A 15,329-nucleotide genomic window follows, 5' to 3' on the forward strand; every position below is an offset into this window, starting at 1 on the left:
GGCTTATTGACCGCGCAGCGCCGGCGAGAGCGCGCCGGGCAGGCCGGCGGCGGCGGCGCCCTGCGCGGCGCCATCGACCTGGCCATAGCCGCTCATCTTCATGCAGGTCGACGTGCCCTCCAGCCGCGTGAAGCCGGGCCCGTAAGCCGCGCAGAGCGGGTCGGGGCCGCCGGCCGGCGCGGCGGGCGCCGCCTTGGCACCGGGCGTCGCGACGCCGGGAGGTGAGACACCGGGCGCGTTAGCGGTGCCGGCCCCGGCGGGCGCCGCGAGAAGGGCCAGTATCGCCGCCCCGATGCCCCACCCTTGCCATCTGGCCTGTGCCGCCATAGGTCGCCTCCCCTGCCGGCAAAACTCTCCCGCGCGAATGCGGCCATTCCGCGCCGCCCGGCCATCCATCGTCTAGAATCACCGCGATTCGCCCCGCACCGGAGCCCGTCCATGGCCGCCGCCATCGAACGTCCCGTCCTCGCCACCAGCGCCGCCGTGTTCCGCGAGGGGCGCGTGCTGCTGGCCCGGCGCGGCCAGCCGCCCGCGCGCGGCGTCTGGACCCTGCCGGGCGGGCGGGTCGAGCCGGGCGAGACGCTGGCTGAGGCCGCCGCGCGCGAGGTGATGGAGGAAGTCGGCGTCCGCTGCATCATTCTCGGCGTCGCCGGAGCGGTGGACGTGATCCTGCGCGGCGACGATGGCGCGCTGGGTGCGCATTTCGTCGTCGTCAGCCACGCCGCGCGCTGGGAGAGCGGGGAGCCCGCCACCGGGCCGGAAGCGGCGGAAATCGGCTGGTTCGATCCCGCCGCCCTGCCGGCGGACACCACGCCCGGCCTTGCCGCCATCGTCGCGCAGGCGGCACGGCTGGCGCAGGACGCGTATGCGCTGGCCGCCGCGCCGCTCGTCACCTGAAACCCGCGCCTCCCTTGACCTTCCCGCCATGCCGGCTCACCACAGGCGCCATGATGACCGCCTCTCGTCTGATCGCCCCTTGCCTGCTGCTCCTCCTCGCGTTTCTGGCCGCCGCGCCGGCGCGCGCCCAGAACGAGGGCGGCACGCCGCCTTATGAGGGCGACCTGATGCGCCTCGCCGAGATTCTCGGCGCGCTGCATTATGTCCGCCCGCTGTGCGGCGCGGCGGAGGACAGCCGCTGGCGCGACGAAATGGCGGCGCTGATCGCGGCGGAAGCCCCCTCGGACACCCGGCGCGGCCAGCTCATCGCCGCCTTCAATCTCGGTTATGAGAGCTACAAGCAGGTCTATCGGAGCTGCACCGCCTCGGCCGAACTCGCCAGCCAGCGTTATCTGGAAGCCGGCGCCAAGCTCTCGCGCGACATCGCCGCGCGCTATGGCAGCAACTAGCCACCGCTGAACGGCTCAGTCTGTGCGTTTTTGGCCGCACCTGTCACCTTTTTGCCGCGCCTTGTTAACCCTCCTTCAATTCTTGGGCGGAACGCGGGAATCAGCGTGCTAAGGTCCCGCCGAGCGCATCGCTCAGCGGAGGAATAAGATTGTCCGAGCTTCCGGAAACGCATGACATCGACGGTCCGGCCGATCAGGCGCAGGAGGACGAGCGTCACGCGGCGCTCGCCTATCTCGATGAGGCGTGGAACGAGGCGGTCTATGACGGTCTCGACGAGGATTGCCTGGCGCAGGCGGCGCTGTTCACCGCCATCCGGTCGATGGTCGCGACCTATGGCGAGGAAGCCGCCGCGGGCTTTGCCGAGCGTCTGGCCGACCGCATCCGCGCGGGCGAATATACGGTGCCGTTCAATCGGCAGTAGGCCGGGGCTTACCCGCGTTCCAGCCTGAAAATGTCGAGGCCATCCACATCGGCCTCGATCCCCCTCCAGCCGAGGCGCCGATAATAGGGCGCGTTGTCCGCTGTTGCGCACAGATGCAGGTGGGCATGGCCGGCGGCAAAGGCCGCCGCGGCCGCATGACCCACCAGCGCCTCCCCGATGCCCTGTCCCCGCTCATGCGGCTCTACCCAGAGCGCGGCGAGCCATGGCGTCAGATGCGCCCGCGCCTCCAGATCGCAGGCGATCAGCGCGACTGTGCCGAGGAACGCCGCACCACGGCAGGCTATGAAGCTGGTGGGAATGCCGGCCACGCCGGCCCCCAGGCTCTCGTCGAGCCGGGCCCGCAGCACGGCGAGCGGCACGCCCTCATCCCGCCACCAGGCCCGCCAGACGCGATCGGCCACGACGCCCGCCCTATCGGGCGCCTGCCGCAGATCGAGGATGGCATAGTCCGCCGGCATCGATTCAGACTCCTGCGGCGCGCAGGCTCCCTCGCGCGTCCCCGGCCCAACGACAAAAGCGCGGAGACCCGAGGTCGCCGCGCTTTGCGCTGATCAGTATCTGAAAAGGGCTCGCGAGGAGCCCGCCGGTCTCAGCGGGCGCCGGGAACGACCTTCGGCTTGGACGGCAGCAGACCCTCGCGCTGGGCGCGCTTGCGGGCCAGCTTGCGGGCGCGGCGAACGGCCTCGGCCTCTTCGCGGGCGCGCTTCTCGGACGGCTTCTCGTAATGGCCGCGCAGCTTCATCTCGCGGAAAATGCCTTCGCGCTGCATCTTCTTCTTCAGCGCCTTAAGCGCCTGGTCGACGTTGTTGTCCCGAACGAGAACCTGCACGTGTCTTCCTCTTCGTGCTTCGCGTATCGCGCATGCGTTGAATTCTGGCAGATCGCGGCGGGCATCCCGGAGAAACGCGGGCCGACGATCAAGGTGAGCGCACATAGCAGACCGCCAACACCTTGTCCACCGCCCGCCGGCACGCATAAGCGCCGGCAAGCGATTCAACGCGCGGGCAAATTCGCCCGCCATACCATATTACCGGACTACTGCCCCGCGCCCTTGATGGCGATCACCTCGGCCACCGCCGCCTTGGAACGGAAGCCGAGCGCCTCCTGATATTCCGGCGAGTGGTAGCAGGCGAGCGCGGTCTCGTAGTCCTTGAAGGCCAGGATCACGTTGCGCGAGCGCGCCGTGCCGTGCACGGCCTCGTGCCTGCCGCCACGGACCAGGAACCAGCCCTGATATTTGCGCACGGCCAGCGCGTCGGCGGCAATGTAGGATTTGTAGGTCTCGAGATCGTGGACGTCGATCCGCATGACCCAATAGGCGGTGCCCGGCCCCTGCGCCGGCCCGTCGATCACCCCGGCGGCGGGCTGGTCGCCTTCATAGCCCTCGATGACGAGGTGCTCGCCTTCGGAATGGGCGAGGCGATGGGTATAGGCGGCCTGATATTCGGGCGAATGGAAGCAGGCCAGCGCGGTCTCGTAATCCTTGAACTCGACCACGACATTGCGGGCGCGGGAGGTGCCTTCCAGCGTCTCGAAGGCCCCGCCCTGCGCGAGGAAGCGCCCGCCAAAGGCCGCGATGGTCGGGATGGCGCCCTGCAGATAGGGCTTGTAGCCCTCGGCATCGTTCACATCGAGACGGCTGATCCAATAGCCCTTGGCCATGAGCGGAACCTTTTCTTCGGGTCAGGAGGCGGCAAGCGCCGCAGCGATCTCGGCCTGCACGGCGCGGGCGGCGGCGGCGGGATCGGGCGAGGCGACGATCGGCCGGCCGACCACCAGATGGTCGGCGCCGGCGCGGATCGCCGCATAGGGGGTGGCGACGCGCTTCTGGTCGCCGCTCGCCGCCCCGTCCGGCCGCACGCCGGGGGTGACGATGGCGCCCTTCGGCCCGAGCAGGGTGCGCACGCGCGTGGCGTCGGTCGGGGCGCAGACAATGCCGTCAATGCCGATCTCGCGCGCCTGCACCACGCGGCGGGCGACGGTTTCCTCGACGCTGGCGCTGTAGCCGGCTTCCGCGAGATCGGCGGCGTCATAGGAGGTGAGCACGGTGACGGCGAGAATGCGCAGCGGGCTCGCGCCCTTGCCTTCCATCGCTGCGCGCATGGTCTGGGGATAGGCATGGACGGTGGCGAAGCTGGCGCCGAGCGCGGCGAGGCTGGCGACGCCGCGCGCGACCGTGTTGCCGATGTCGTGCAGCTTGAAGTCGATGAACACCTTCTTGCCGTCGGCGATCAGCTCGCGGGCAAAGCCCAGCCCCCCGGCAAAGCCGAGTTCGTAGCCAATCTTGTAGAAGGTGACGCTGTCGCCCAGCCGAGCGACGATGCTCTCGGCCGCCCCCACGGAGGACAGATCGAGCGCGACGATGAGCCGGTCTTTCGGATCGGTAAGGGGCGCGCTCGTCAAGGCTCGTCTCCGCGGCTCGTCAGGCGCGCAGACCCGCCCTGAGCGCCGCCTGCTCGATAAGCGTTGTCATCAGCGTGCGCAACCTCTGCTGCGCGCGTTCGTCCTTCAGCCCGCCATCCTCGGCGAAGGCGTTGCCCGCGCCGGCCACCATCGCCTGTTCGGCGAGCACCAGCCCGTTGAGGCCGAGCGCCAGCACCTGACGCAGCATCATCGAGGCGCGATAGCCGCCGAGCGCGCCCGGCGAGGTGCAGCCAATGGCGAAGACCGGCTTGGTGAAGGGATCGCCCTGCCCTTTGGCGCGGCTCGCCCAGTCGATGGCGTTCTTCAGCAGCGGCGGCACGCCGGCATTGTATTCGGGGGTGACGATGAACACGCCGTCCGCGCTGGCCAGCTGGTCGCGCAGCTGCATGGCCGGCGCGGGCACGCCCTCGGACGCTTCATGATCGGCGTCATAGATCGGCAGCGGGTAATCGGCGAGCGAGATCAGCACGGGCTCGCAATCGAGGCTGGAAAGCTCCTTGGCGGCGAGCGCCGCCAGCGCGGCCGAATAGGAGCCGGTACGGATGGAGCCGGCAAAGGTAAGAATCCGGGGCGTGCGCATCGGCATCTCCGCTCATGACGCCAAGACCTGCGCCAAGACAGGCGCCGGCCTTGTTTCTGGAAGGGTAGCGAGCCGTAACCCGCCGGGCACTCAGCCCACGGCGGCGAGCGGCAGGGGCTGGCTGGCGCCAATCGCCACGCCCTGCGAGCGATAGACCCAGACCCGCGCTGGCGGCAGGTTCGCCCAGATGCGCGGGCTCACATGCGCATCGAAGCGCGAGGGGGCGAGCGGCATGGGCGAGACCACGGCATAGGTGAACTGGATGAAGGGCGCGCGCTCATGCGACAGCCCGAAGGCCTGATCGAGCAGGCTGTAACGCTCCTCCACCGGCCGGGTGAACAGCGGCAGGCTGGACACAACAGCCACCGCCTTGCCCGCCGGCAGGCTGTCAGCGTTGCCGGCAAGGGTGCGCGCCATGTTGTAGGCGTCGCCCTCGATGACGGTGGCGCGCGGAAAGCGGGCACGCAGCAGGGCGCAGAATTCGGGATTGTACTCGATGAGGACGAGGCGCTCCTCGGCCACACCGCGCGCGACCAGCGCCGCCGTCACCGGGCCGGTGCCCGGCCCGAGCTCGATCACCGGGCCATCCAGAGCCGGGTCGACATAACCCGCCATGGTGCGGGCCAATGCGCGGCCGGACGGCGAGAGCGCGCCGGTGCGCAGCGGGTTCTGGAACCAGGACTGGAGAAAACGGACTTCGTCGGGGCGGGACTTGCGATCGCGGAACTTGCGGACCTTGCCGTTCGAGGCATCGGACGTCTTGGCGTCGAGAGCGCGACGATCGAGCATGCGATTTTTCCATTGGGCCGCGAGGGGGCGGCGCAGAGCGACGGACGGAAGGCACGCTTAGACTAAAGTGCTTGGACGGCGATGTTAAGTCCCCGTGATGACGACGGCGTTACGCCGGCGTCACTAATCCGCATCGCCGGCAAAGAAATCCTTCACTTTGGCAAAGAAGCCGCTCGATTCCGGGTGCGTCTCGCCGGAGCATTCGCGCTCGAACTCGGTGAGCAATTCGCGCTGACGTCGCGTCAGGTTCTGCGGCGTCTCCACCACCACCTGCACATACATGTCGCCGCGGGTGCGCGTGCGCAGCACCGGCATGCCCCGTCCGCCCAGCCGGAAACGCTTGCCGGACTGGGTGCCCTCGGGGACCTTCACCTTGTGGGTGTCGCCCTCGATGGTCGGCACCTCGCAGGTGCCGCCGAGCGCCGCCGTCACCATGGAGATCGGCGCGCGGCAGAACAGATCGGCGCCGTCGCGCTGGAAGAACTCGTGCGGGGCCAGCGACAGGAAAATGTAGAGGTCGCCTGGCGGGCCGCCGCGCACCCCGGCCTCGCCCTCATTGCCAAGGCGGATGCGGGTGCCGTCCTCGACGCCGGCGGGGATCGCCACTTCCAGCGTGCGCTCCTTGGTGGTGCGTCCGGCACCGGCGCAGGAGGGGCAGGGATCCTCGATCACCTGGCCACGGCCCTGGCAGCTCGGGCAGGTGCGCTCCAGCGTGAAGAAGCCCTGCGCCTGGCGCACGCGCCCCGCCCCGCCGCATGTGCGGCAGGTGGTCGGCTGCGTGCCGGGCTTGGCGCCGGAGCCCGAGCAGGTCTCGCAGATGATCGAGGTCGGCAGGCGGATGGTCGCGTTCTTGCCCGCGAACGCCTCCTCCAGCGTGATCTCCATATTGTAGCGCAGGTCCGCGCCGCGCTCGCGCCCGCCGCGCTGGCCACCGCCGCCGCGCCGGTTGCCGGCCATGCCGAACAGATCGTCGAAGATGTCGGAGAAGGTGGAGGCGAAATCCGCCCCGAAGCCGGGTCCGCCCGCACCGCCGCCGCCATTCTCGAAGGCGGCATGGCCGAAGCGGTCATAGGCCGCGCGCTTCTGCGGGTCCTTCAGGCAATCATAGGCCTCGCTGATTTCCTTGAATCGGTGCTCCGCCTCGGCATTGCCCGGATTCTTGTCCGGGTGCCACTTCATGGCGAGCTTGCGATAGGAGGTCTTCAGCTCCCCGTCCGTACAGGTGCGGGAGACCTCGAGCAGTTCGTAATAATCGGTCTTGGACATGGATGGATGAGCCGTCGCACGGTTTGGACCGGATGAGGCGGCGCCATCGCCGCGCCTTCCAGATCAAAGCAGCCGCTTCATGCAGGAATCCTGCCGCGCCTCGGCCAAAGCCACGGGCGGCGGTCTCCTGACATCGTCCGGCACTGCCAAACAGACATCCGCCCCCGAAATCTCTTTCGGGGGCGGCGTGGGTTTCGAACGCGTCAGGCCGACTTCTTCTTGTCGTCGTCGACCTCGGTGAACTCGGCGTCCACCACATCGTCCTTCGGCGCCTCGCCGGCATCGCCGCCGCCCTGCTGGGAGGCATACATCGCCTCGCCCAGCTTGAGGGAGGCCTGCGCCAGCGTGTTGGTCTTGGTGGCGATCGCCTCGGCGTCGTCACCTTCCAGCGCGGTCTTCAGATCGGCGATGGCGGTCTCGATCGCCGCCTTCTCCGGCGCGCCGACCTTGTCGCCATGCTCGGCAAGGGCCTTCTCGGTCGAGTGGACCAGCGCCTCGGCGTGGTTCTTGGCCTCGACCACGGCGCGGCGCTTCTTGTCTTCCTCGGCGTGCGCCTCGGCGTCCTTCACCATCTTGTCGATGTCGGTCTCGGACAGGCCGCCGGACGCCTGGATGCGGATCTGCTGTTCCTTGCCGGTGCCCTTGTCCTTGGCGGACACGTTGACGAGGCCGTTGGCGTCGATGTCGAAGGCGACCTCGATCTGCGGCACGCCGCGCGGCGCCGGGGGAATGCCAACGAGATCGAACTGGCCGAGGATCTTGTTGTCCGCCGCCATTTCGCGCTCGCCCTGGAAGACGCGGATGGTCACCGCGGTCTGGCCGTCTTCCGCCGTCGAGAAGGTCTGGCTCTTCTTGGTCGGGATGGTGGTGTTGCGGTCGATCAGGCGCGTGAACACGCCGCCCAGCGTCTCGATGCCAAGCGAGAGCGGGGTCACGTCGAGCAGCAGCACGTCCTTCACGTCGCCCGCCAGCACGCCGGCCTGGATCGCGGCGCCGATGGCGACCACTTCATCCGGGTTGACGCCCTTGTGGGGCTCCTTGCCGAAGAACTGCTTCACCACTTCCTGCACCTTGGGCATGCGGGTCATGCCGCCGACCAGCACGACCTCGTCGATCTGCCCGGCGGTGAGGCCGGCATCCTTGAGCGCCTTGCGGCAGGGCTCGACGGTGCGCTGGATCAGATCGTCCACCAGCGCCTCGAACTTGGCGCGGGTGAGCTTCATGGTCAGGTGCTTCGGGCCCGAGGCATCCGCCGTGATGAAGGGCAGGTTGATCTCGGTCTGGGTCGCGGAGGACAGCTCGATCTTGGCCTTCTCAGCCGCTTCCTTCAGGCGCTGAAGGGCGAGCTTGTCGTTGCGCAGGTCGATGCCCTGCTCCTTCTTGAACTCGTCGGCGAGGTAGCCGACGAGGCGCATGTCGAAATCCTCGCCGCCGAGGAAGGTGTCGCCATTGGTCGACTTCACCTCGAACACGCCGTCGCCGATCTCCAGCACCGACACGTCGAAGGTGCCGCCGCCGAGGTCATAGACCGCGATGGTGCCGGCCTGCTTCTTGTCGAGGCCATAGGCAAGGGCGGCCGCCGTCGGCTCGTTGATGATGCGCAGCACTTCGAGGCCGGCGATCTTGCCGGCGTCCTTGGTGGCCTGACGCTGGGCGTCGTTGAAATAGGCCGGGACGGTGATGACCGCCTGCGTGACCTTGGCGCCGAGATAGGCCTCCGCGGTCTCCTTCATCTTCTGCAGGGTGAAGGCGGAGATCTGCGAGGGCGAATATTTCTTGCCGTCCGACTCGACCCAGGCGTCGCCATTGTCGGCGCGCACGATCTGGTAGGGCACGAGGCCCTTGTCCTTGGCGACCGTCGGGTCGTCATAGCGGCGGCCGATGAGGCGCTTCACCGCGAAGAAGGTGCGCTCCGGGTTGGTGACCGCCTGGCGCTTGGCCGGCTGGCCGACGAGGCGCTCGCCATCCTCGGTGAAGGCGACGATGGACGGGGTGGTGCGGGCACCTTCCGCGTTCTCGATCACCTTCGGCGTGCTGCCTTCCATGACCGCGACGCAGCTATTGGTCGTGCCGAGATCGATGCCGATGACTTTAGACATGTTGTTTCTCCTTCCGGCAGGCCGGCCGGACCTTATTGAAGCACCCGGAGAGGAATGGCTGGACGGTTATACCGCACCACCCCCCGGGACCGGCCCCCAAGTAATATAGGGTACGACGCTCTGCACGCCGTTCGTGGCCGATATAGGGGGCGCCCGTTTCCGCCGCAAGAAGCTGGGGGCCGCGAAAATCGCGGGCTCGTGAACTCGGCGCACGCGGTGCACCCCCGCACGTGCCTCGAACGGCGCGGCGACCGCCCCGCTCAGTGCCCGCTGAACACCAGAATGCGCAGCGGCACGATCACCGCCTGCAGCCGCAGCAGCAGCGCATGGACCACCGCGACCGTGTCGACGACATGGAGATAGACCGCGGCGAGCCCACCCACTTCGCCGGAGGCCAGGCGCTCGTGATTGCTGGAATAGGCATTGGCGATGCAACTGGAGCCGGGCGTCACGCCGGCCAGACCGCCCTCATAGAGCGGCTCCAGCGCCACCGTCAGCGTGCCCGGCGCGACGACCTGCTGGGCGTCCTGAAGCTGCTCGGCGGCGCGCAACTGCCCGGCGGCGATGACGTCCTGCACGCTGGTCACCACCATCGGAATGACGGTGAGCGGCTTCGACAGGCACACCGCCTCGGCCACCATGCCGACCTTCAGCACCTGCGCCTCGATCTGGCCGAAGCCGGCGATCAGCCGCTCGCGGCCCGCCCCCTCGGGGATCAGCACGCCCGCGGGACGCAGCATCGGGCTGACGATGTCGCCGGTCCGCAGCGTGAATTGCTCGACCCAGCCGGCCGTGCCGGCACGGATCACCGTCTTGTCGAGGGCGACGAGCGCCTCGGCGAGGGCCGCTTCGGCGCTTGCCTTCTGCGCCGGCAGCAGCAGATCGGCGCGGGCTTCCGCTGCCTGCCGCGCCGCGAGCGCGGCGGCGACGCCGCCCTCGCGCCCATCGACGACATTCTGCAGCCGCTCGACCTCGCGCACGCTGACGACCCCGGCATTGCGCTGCTGGAGCTCGTTGCGGGTCGCCAGTTCGTCGCGCGCCTGCTGCAGTGCCTCCTCGGCCTGGCGCAACTGCCCGTCGGCGGCGGCGATATCGGCGCGGGCGGCGATCAGCGACGCATCCGTCTCGACGATGCGCCGGCGGGCGGTTTCGACCTGCGCCTGCTGGATGGAATCATCCAGCCGGAACAGCGGCTGGCCCGCCTCGACACGGGCGCTCGGGCCGACCAGAACCTCGCTCACCCGCCCGCCGACCTCCGGGACGATGGGTACGGCGCGAAAATAGGCGGTGACGTTGCTGGTCGAGGGGTGGTTGTAGAAGATGACCGCGATCAGCCCGACCGTCAGCATCAGGCAGGCGGTGATGCCCCAGCGCAGTTCGTACCAGACCGAATAGAGCGTGATCTCGTGGCCGAAACGCTTTCCCTGCGCATAGCGGCGGACGAGATAATCGGGGAACACCGTGACCAGCGAGCACAGCAGCAGCTCAAGCATGGGGATGGCTCCCCCGGCCGGTGCGCTTGGCCGGAGTTTTGTCTTCCGGCGGCTCCTTCTTCGCCAGGCGCTCGACGCCGCGGGCGATGCGGGTGAGCGGCGTGCCGAAATCCGGCAGGTCGATGAAGGCGAGCAGCAGCGCCGCGACCCAGAACATGTGAACGTGGGTGAACAGCGCCAGCAGGCACAGCACCGCGACGATTTCCATCTGCAGCTTCTGCGCCTTGTGCGCGATACGCTCGGGCAGGGAATGCAGCGCGAGGAACAGCACGCCACCGACGAGAACGGCGCCGACCAGCGCCGCAATCGCGACGCCGAGCAGAATGTCGCTCTCCCCCGGCGCCGTGATGAAGAAGGGCAGATGGGCGAGGCTGGCTGGATGTGGTGATGGCACGGCGCGTTCCCATGAAGGGGCGCGGGAAACCGCGCCGTCCGGTAGCGATCAGTGCCACCCCGATACCGAGCTGTCTACACCGGCTTCAATGCCCGTCAGACGACGGCGACGGCGGCCGGGCTGCGGAAGCGCGCGACGAGGTCCTGCAGCACCGTCACCTGATCCTTCAGCTCGCGCCAGTGGCGCGGCTCCAGCTCCAGAATGGCGGTCGCGCCGGCCGGCGGCTGAACCGCGCCGATCACCGCGTCCCAGTCGATCCCGCCCCAGCCGATCGGCAGATGCAGGTCGCCCTCGCCCAGCGCCACCGCTTCGGCGGAGTGGTAGGTCCACATTTCGCTTGGGCGACCGAAGGAATCGTGCAGGTGGAAATGCGCGACATAGGGAGCGAGCTGCGCCATCTCGGCGATCGGATCGAGCCGCGCATCGGTGCAGCGTATATAGGCGTGGCTGACGTCGAGCGTGGCGCGCACCGCCGGATGGTCGATGGCGGCGAGTTCGCCGGCGAGCTTGGCCGGGGTCGCCGTCTCGCGCACCTGGGCGAAGCGGAAGATGTTCTCGACGCACAGCGTCACGCCGAGCGCGGCGGCATGCTCGCCGGCGCGGGCAAGGGCGTCACGCTGGCGCGAATAGGCGACCTCGACATCGTCGTCGGGCGCGCGCACGAAGCCGCTATGCATCACGAGGCGTTGCGCGCCGGCGGCGGCGGCGATCTCGATATTGGCCGCCAGCACCTTTTCATGGCGCGCCAGCCGCTCGGGAATGTCCATCAGGTTGATGGCGAGCGTGCCATGGACCGAATAGCCGAGGCGCCGGCCGGCCAGCGCGGCGGTCATATCCTTGACCCGCTCGGTCAGCACCCGGCCGTCGACAATGAGATGCCAGGCATAGGCCGGCAGTTCCACCATATCGACGCCGAGAGCCTCCGCCTCGTCGAGATGAGCGCCGAGGTCGTCGAACTCGGGGCTGCCTTCGAGGATCGCAAAGCCGCTGGCGCGGATGGGGGAAACCGGAATGTGCATCTGCATCGGGTGGCTGTTCCTGGGGGTTGGGCGATGACGACAGGCAAGCGGGTTGGAACGTCCGCTAACGTTGGGACAATCCGCTCATTTCGGCACGAGCGGCCACGCGGCGCGCGTTCACTCCTGCGCCCTTTTTATGGCACACGCATTACAGATGGCCGAATCGTCAGCCATGCGAGGCGCTTAGCACTCACATGCGCGGCGTCATCCAGGCGAGATAGGCGCCCGTCGAATCACGCATGACGCCGATCCGCCCCACCCCCGCCACGTCGAAGGCCGGACGGATGATGCTCCCGCCGGCGGCCTCCACCCGGGCGAGGCGGGCATCGACATCGTCCACCCCGACATAGGCCATCCAGTGGTCCGGCATCCCCTCGAAGTCGGGGCCGGTCAGCGCGAAAATACCGCCGACGCGCCGCCCGCCATGCACGATGATGGCGTAGTCGGTGCCATCCTCCATCGGCATGGTCTCGTAGCTCCAGCCCAGCGTCTCGGCATAGAACGTCTTCGCCTTTTCCGGGTCGTGGGTGTTCAGCTCATTCCAGATGAAACTGCCATGCTCGGGCTCATTCACCATCTGTGCCTCCCAGAATATCCGTGCGACGGAAAACGCGCTCGCTTTGTTAACGATCCTTACACCCTGCTGCGAAAAATGCGTGACCAAGGCCCTGCGCAGCGGTGCAACCGGGTGCCATGTTGACGCCGCGATAGCTTGCGATGAAGCATAAACCCTTTTAGATCGGTCCTTCAGGCGGCGCCGACGAGCACGCCGAGGCTTTTCCCGGACAATGCAGCTTTATCATCATCCCTTCTGCGCGCATTCGCGCCTCGTCCGCCTCGCTCTCGGCGAGATGGGGATCGCTCCCATGCTGATCGAGGAGCGGGCCTGGGAGCGCCGCGCCGACTTCCTGATGCTCGATCCCGCCGGCACCACCCCGGTGCTGGTCGAGGATGACGGGCTGGTCGTGCCCGGCGTCGACGCCATCACCGAATATCTCGACGAGACGCGCGGCGAGGCGCTGGGCGACCGGCGGCTGCTGCCGCCCGACATTTATGCGCGCGTCGAGGTCCGCCGCCTGTCCGCCTGGTTCAACCACAAATTCTACACCGAGGTGTCCGAGCCGCTGGTGCGCGAGAAGGTCTACAAGCGGTACATGCCGCGCGAACTGGGCGGCGGGCCGCCGGACATGCCGGTGATCCGCGCGGCGCGCTCGAACATCCGCTATCATCTGCAATATATCGGCTGGCTGCTGAAATCGCGGAACTGGCTGGCCGGCGAACGCATGGGCTATGCCGATCTCGCGGCGGCGGCGCATATTTCCTGCGTCGACTATCTCGGCGACGTGCCGTGGGAAGAGGATGAGGGAGCGAAGATCTGGTACGCGCGCATCAAGTCGCGTCCGGCCTTCCGGCCGCTGCTCGCCGTGACCATGGCGGGGATGCCGCCGGCACCGTGCTACGCGGATCTCGACTTCTAGACCCGGCCGGCGCCAAGGCGCTGCTCGTCGCGCTCGCCCGCGAGGAGGGCTTCGATTCCCTCGGCGTCGCCGCGCCCGGCGCCATCCCGCAGGCCGGGACACGGCTCCAGCAATGGGTCGCTGAGGGCCACCATGGCGACATGGACTGGATGCCGGAGACAGCGGAACGCCGCGCCTCGCCGCGCCACCTCTGGCCCAAGGTGCAGGCCGTGCTGATGCTCGGCCTCAATTACGGCCCGGACGAGGATCCCCGCCGCAGTCTCTCCGAAAGAAGCCGGGGCACCATCTCCGTCTATGCGCGCGGCGACGACTATCACGAACTCATCAAGGGCAAGCTCAAGCGCATCTGCTCGCGTTTCGTGCCGCGCGCCGGGGGTGAGGTGAAGGTGTTCGTCGACACCGCCCCGCTGATGGAAAAGCCGCTGGCCGAGGCCGCCGGGCTCGGCTGGCAGGGCAAGCACACCAATCTGGTCTCGCGCGAGAAAGGCTCGTGGCTGCTGCTCGGCGCCATCGCCACCAGCCTCGCCTTGCCGGCGGATTCGCCCGAGCGCGACCATTGCGGCTCCTGCCGCGCCTGCCTCGACGCCTGCCCGACCGGCGCCTTCCCCGCGCCCTACCGGATCGACGCGCGGCGCTGCGTGTCCTACCTCACCATCGAGCATCGCGGCCCGATCCCGCGCGACCTGCGCGCAGCGATCGGCAACCGCATCTATGGCTGCGACGACTGCCTGGCGGCCTGCCCGTGGAACAAGTTCGCGCAGGCCGGACGCGAGGCGCGGCTTGCCGCCCGCGACGAGAACCGCGCGCCACCGCTCGCCGAACTCGCCCGGCTGGACGACGCCGCCTTCCGCGCCCGCTTCACCAAGAGCCCGATCAAGCGCACCGGGCGCACCCGCTTCCTGCGCAATGTGCTGATCGCCATCGGCAATTCCGGCGACCGCGATCTCATTCCGGAGGCGGAACGTCTTCTCGCCGATGAGGCCCCGCTGATCCGCGGCGCGGCGGTGTGGGCGCTCTCGCGTCTGATGGACGGCCCCGCCTTCGCCCGCATCAAGGCGCTTCATGCGCAGGAGCCCGATGCGGACGTGCAGGCCGAATGGTTCAACGCCCGCGAACGGAACGTCTGATGACCACGCTGCTCTGCCTCGGCTATGGCTATTGCGCCCGGCACTTCGTTGCCCGGCACGGCCAGTCGTTCGCCCGCATCATCGGCACCGCACGCACCGCGCGCGCGGAACCCAGCGTGACCATGATCGGCTTTGACGGGACGCCGACGCCCGAACTGCGCGCCGCGCTGGAGGAGGCCGATGTGGTGCTCGCCTCCGCCGCGCCGGGCGAGGCCGGCGACCCCTTCCTGGGCCCGCTCGGCCCCGTCTTCGCAGGGGCGCGGGGACGCGGCCCGCTGATCTATCTCTCCACCATCGGCGTGCATGGCGACAGCGGCGGGGCCTGGATCGACGAGGACGCTCCACTCGACGCGGAGGCGCCCCGCGCCCGCCGGCGGGTGGCGGCGGAGGCCGCCTGGCGGGAGGTCGGCCACGCCGCGGGCCGCCCGGTGGCGGTGCTGCGGCTCGGCGGCATCTATGGTCCGGGCCGCAACGCCCTGCTCGATATCCGCGCCGGCACGGCCCGCTGCATCGAACGCGCCGGGCAGGTGTTCAACCGCATCCATGTCGCCGACATTGCCGGCGCCATCGCCGCGGCGGCGATGAGCGGGCTCGATGGGGTGGTGAATGTGGTGGATGACGAGCCCTCGCCCTCCTGCGCGCCGGTGCGTTTCGCCGCCGGGCTGCTGGGGGTGGAGCCGCCCGAGGCGGTGCCGTTCGAGATCGCCGCCGCCACTATGTCGCCGATGGCGCTGTCCTTCTGGGCGGATAACCGGCGCGTGCGCAATGAGCGGCTGCACCGGCTGATCGACGGCGCCCTGCTCTACCCGACCTATCGCGCGGGGCTCACCGCGCTGTTCCAGGGCGGCGAGGGCCGTGCGGAAGGCTGAAG

19 protein-coding genes and 1 pseudogene are annotated in these 15,329 nt (G+C 68.8%); 6 read left to right on the forward strand and 14 right to left on the reverse strand.

The genetic code is table 11. The features are described from left to right. Nucleotides 1–3: 3 nt before the first annotated feature. Nucleotides 4–327 carry a hypothetical protein gene (locus KIP89_RS09020; protein WP_213755034.1) on the reverse strand — a complete coding sequence of 108 codons (324 nt, stop codon included), beginning with the start codon at nt 325–327 and terminating at the stop codon, nt 4–6. Between the two features lie 111 nt (nt 328–438). On the opposite strand from KIP89_RS09020, the gene KIP89_RS09025 reads away from it, so the two are divergent. From KIP89_RS09025 to KIP89_RS09035, 3 genes are all read left to right on the forward strand, one after another. Then, on the forward strand, nt 439–897 hold the full coding sequence (locus KIP89_RS09025; protein WP_213755035.1) for an NUDIX hydrolase: 459 nt from the start codon (nt 439–441) through the stop codon (nt 895–897). 53 nt (nt 898–950) lie between these two features. Continuing rightward, the gene (locus tag KIP89_RS09030) at nt 951–1,346 is read left to right on the forward strand and encodes a TIGR02301 family protein (RefSeq protein WP_213755036.1); all 396 of its coding nucleotides are present in this window, start codon (nt 951–953) and stop codon (nt 1,344–1,346) included. 149 nt (nt 1,347–1,495) lie between these two features. After that, nucleotides 1,496–1,768, forward strand: a complete 273-nt coding sequence (locus tag KIP89_RS09035) for a hypothetical protein (RefSeq protein WP_213755037.1) — start codon at nt 1,496–1,498, stop codon at nt 1,766–1,768. Nucleotides 1,769–1,776: 8 nt separating this feature from the next. Here the strand turns inward: KIP89_RS09035 and KIP89_RS09040 are convergent, their stop codons facing one another. The 13 genes and pseudogenes from KIP89_RS09040 to KIP89_RS09095 all read right to left on the reverse strand — a co-directional run bounded on the left by KIP89_RS09040 (nt 1,777) and on the right by KIP89_RS09095 (nt 12,430). Further along, nucleotides 1,777–2,247, reverse strand: a complete 471-nt coding sequence (locus KIP89_RS09040) for a GNAT family N-acetyltransferase (RefSeq protein WP_213755038.1) — start codon at nt 2,245–2,247, stop codon at nt 1,777–1,779. A gap of 131 nt (nt 2,248–2,378) precedes the next feature. Further along, nucleotides 2,379–2,618, reverse strand: a complete 240-nt coding sequence (rpsU, locus tag KIP89_RS19975) for a 30S ribosomal protein S21 (protein ID WP_213755039.1) — start codon at nt 2,616–2,618, stop codon at nt 2,379–2,381. A gap of 206 nt (nt 2,619–2,824) precedes the next feature. Continuing rightward, nucleotides 2,825–3,142, reverse strand: a complete 318-nt coding sequence (locus KIP89_RS19760; RefSeq protein ID WP_369807115.1) for a DUF1330 domain-containing protein — start codon at nt 3,140–3,142, stop codon at nt 2,825–2,827. A gap of 6 nt (nt 3,143–3,148) precedes the next feature. After that, nucleotides 3,149–3,451 (reverse strand): annotated as a pseudogene (locus tag KIP89_RS19765) (DUF1330 domain-containing protein); the annotation flags it as partial. A 21-nt stretch (nt 3,452–3,472) separates the two neighbouring features. Continuing rightward, nucleotides 3,473–4,192, reverse strand: a complete 720-nt coding sequence (gene pyrF, locus KIP89_RS09055; RefSeq protein ID WP_213755041.1) for an orotidine-5'-phosphate decarboxylase — start codon at nt 4,190–4,192, stop codon at nt 3,473–3,475. Nucleotides 4,193–4,211: 19 nt separating this feature from the next. Further along, nucleotides 4,212–4,793, reverse strand: a complete 582-nt coding sequence (locus tag KIP89_RS09060) for an NADPH-dependent FMN reductase (protein ID WP_213755042.1) — start codon at nt 4,791–4,793, stop codon at nt 4,212–4,214. 90 nt (nt 4,794–4,883) lie between these two features. Continuing rightward, a complete protein-coding gene (locus tag KIP89_RS09065; protein WP_213755043.1) occupies nt 4,884–5,582 on the reverse strand; it encodes a class I SAM-dependent methyltransferase in 699 nt (232 codons plus the stop codon). Nucleotides 5,583–5,705: 123 nt separating this feature from the next. After that, complete coding sequence (dnaJ, locus tag KIP89_RS09070) at nt 5,706–6,848, reverse strand: molecular chaperone DnaJ (protein ID WP_213755044.1); 1,143 nt, start codon at nt 6,846–6,848, stop codon at nt 5,706–5,708. A 203-nt stretch (nt 6,849–7,051) separates the two neighbouring features. Beyond that, entirely contained in the window at nt 7,052–8,947 is a 1,896-nt protein-coding gene (gene dnaK / locus KIP89_RS09075; RefSeq protein WP_213755045.1) for a molecular chaperone DnaK, read from the reverse strand. A gap of 260 nt (nt 8,948–9,207) precedes the next feature. Next, complete coding sequence (locus tag KIP89_RS09080; protein WP_213755046.1) at nt 9,208–10,440, reverse strand: HlyD family secretion protein; 1,233 nt, start codon at nt 10,438–10,440, stop codon at nt 9,208–9,210. Then, nucleotides 10,433–10,834 carry a DUF3302 domain-containing protein gene (locus KIP89_RS09085; protein ID WP_213755047.1) on the reverse strand — a complete coding sequence of 134 codons (402 nt, stop codon included), beginning with the start codon at nt 10,832–10,834 and terminating at the stop codon, nt 10,433–10,435. Before KIP89_RS09085 ends, KIP89_RS09080 begins: the two co-directional genes overlap by 8 nt. A gap of 95 nt (nt 10,835–10,929) precedes the next feature. After that, nucleotides 10,930–11,859: a sugar phosphate isomerase/epimerase family protein gene (locus tag KIP89_RS09090; protein WP_213755048.1), complete on the reverse strand. Its 930-nt coding sequence runs from the start codon at nt 11,857–11,859 to the stop codon at nt 10,930–10,932. Nucleotides 11,860–12,043: 184 nt separating this feature from the next. Further along, entirely contained in the window at nt 12,044–12,430 is a 387-nt protein-coding gene (locus KIP89_RS09095) for a VOC family protein (RefSeq protein ID WP_213755049.1), read from the reverse strand. A gap of 211 nt (nt 12,431–12,641) precedes the next feature. Here KIP89_RS09095 and KIP89_RS09100 point away from each other — a divergent pair, with 211 nt between their 5' ends. From KIP89_RS09100 to KIP89_RS09110, 3 genes are read left to right on the forward strand one after another with little or no spacing between them, the layout of a single operon-like run. Then, nucleotides 12,642–13,331, forward strand: a complete 690-nt coding sequence (locus KIP89_RS09100) for a glutathione S-transferase family protein (RefSeq protein ID WP_213755050.1) — start codon at nt 12,642–12,644, stop codon at nt 13,329–13,331. Beyond that, nucleotides 13,307–14,458 (forward strand): tRNA epoxyqueuosine(34) reductase QueG, encoded by a 1,152-nt coding sequence (gene queG, locus KIP89_RS09105; RefSeq protein WP_213755051.1) that lies wholly within the window; start codon nt 13,307–13,309, stop codon nt 14,456–14,458. The genes KIP89_RS09100 and queG overlap by 25 nt, the downstream gene beginning before the upstream one ends. Beyond that, nucleotides 14,458–15,327, forward strand: a complete 870-nt coding sequence (locus tag KIP89_RS09110) for a Rossmann-fold NAD(P)-binding domain-containing protein (RefSeq protein ID WP_213755052.1) — start codon at nt 14,458–14,460, stop codon at nt 15,325–15,327. The genes queG and KIP89_RS09110 overlap by 1 nt, the downstream gene beginning before the upstream one ends. Nucleotides 15,328–15,329 lie beyond the last annotated feature (2 nt).

It is taken from the genome of Ancylobacter radicis (assembly GCF_018449475.1).
Taxonomy (GTDB): domain Bacteria; phylum Pseudomonadota; class Alphaproteobacteria; order Rhizobiales; family Xanthobacteraceae; genus Ancylobacter; species Ancylobacter radicis.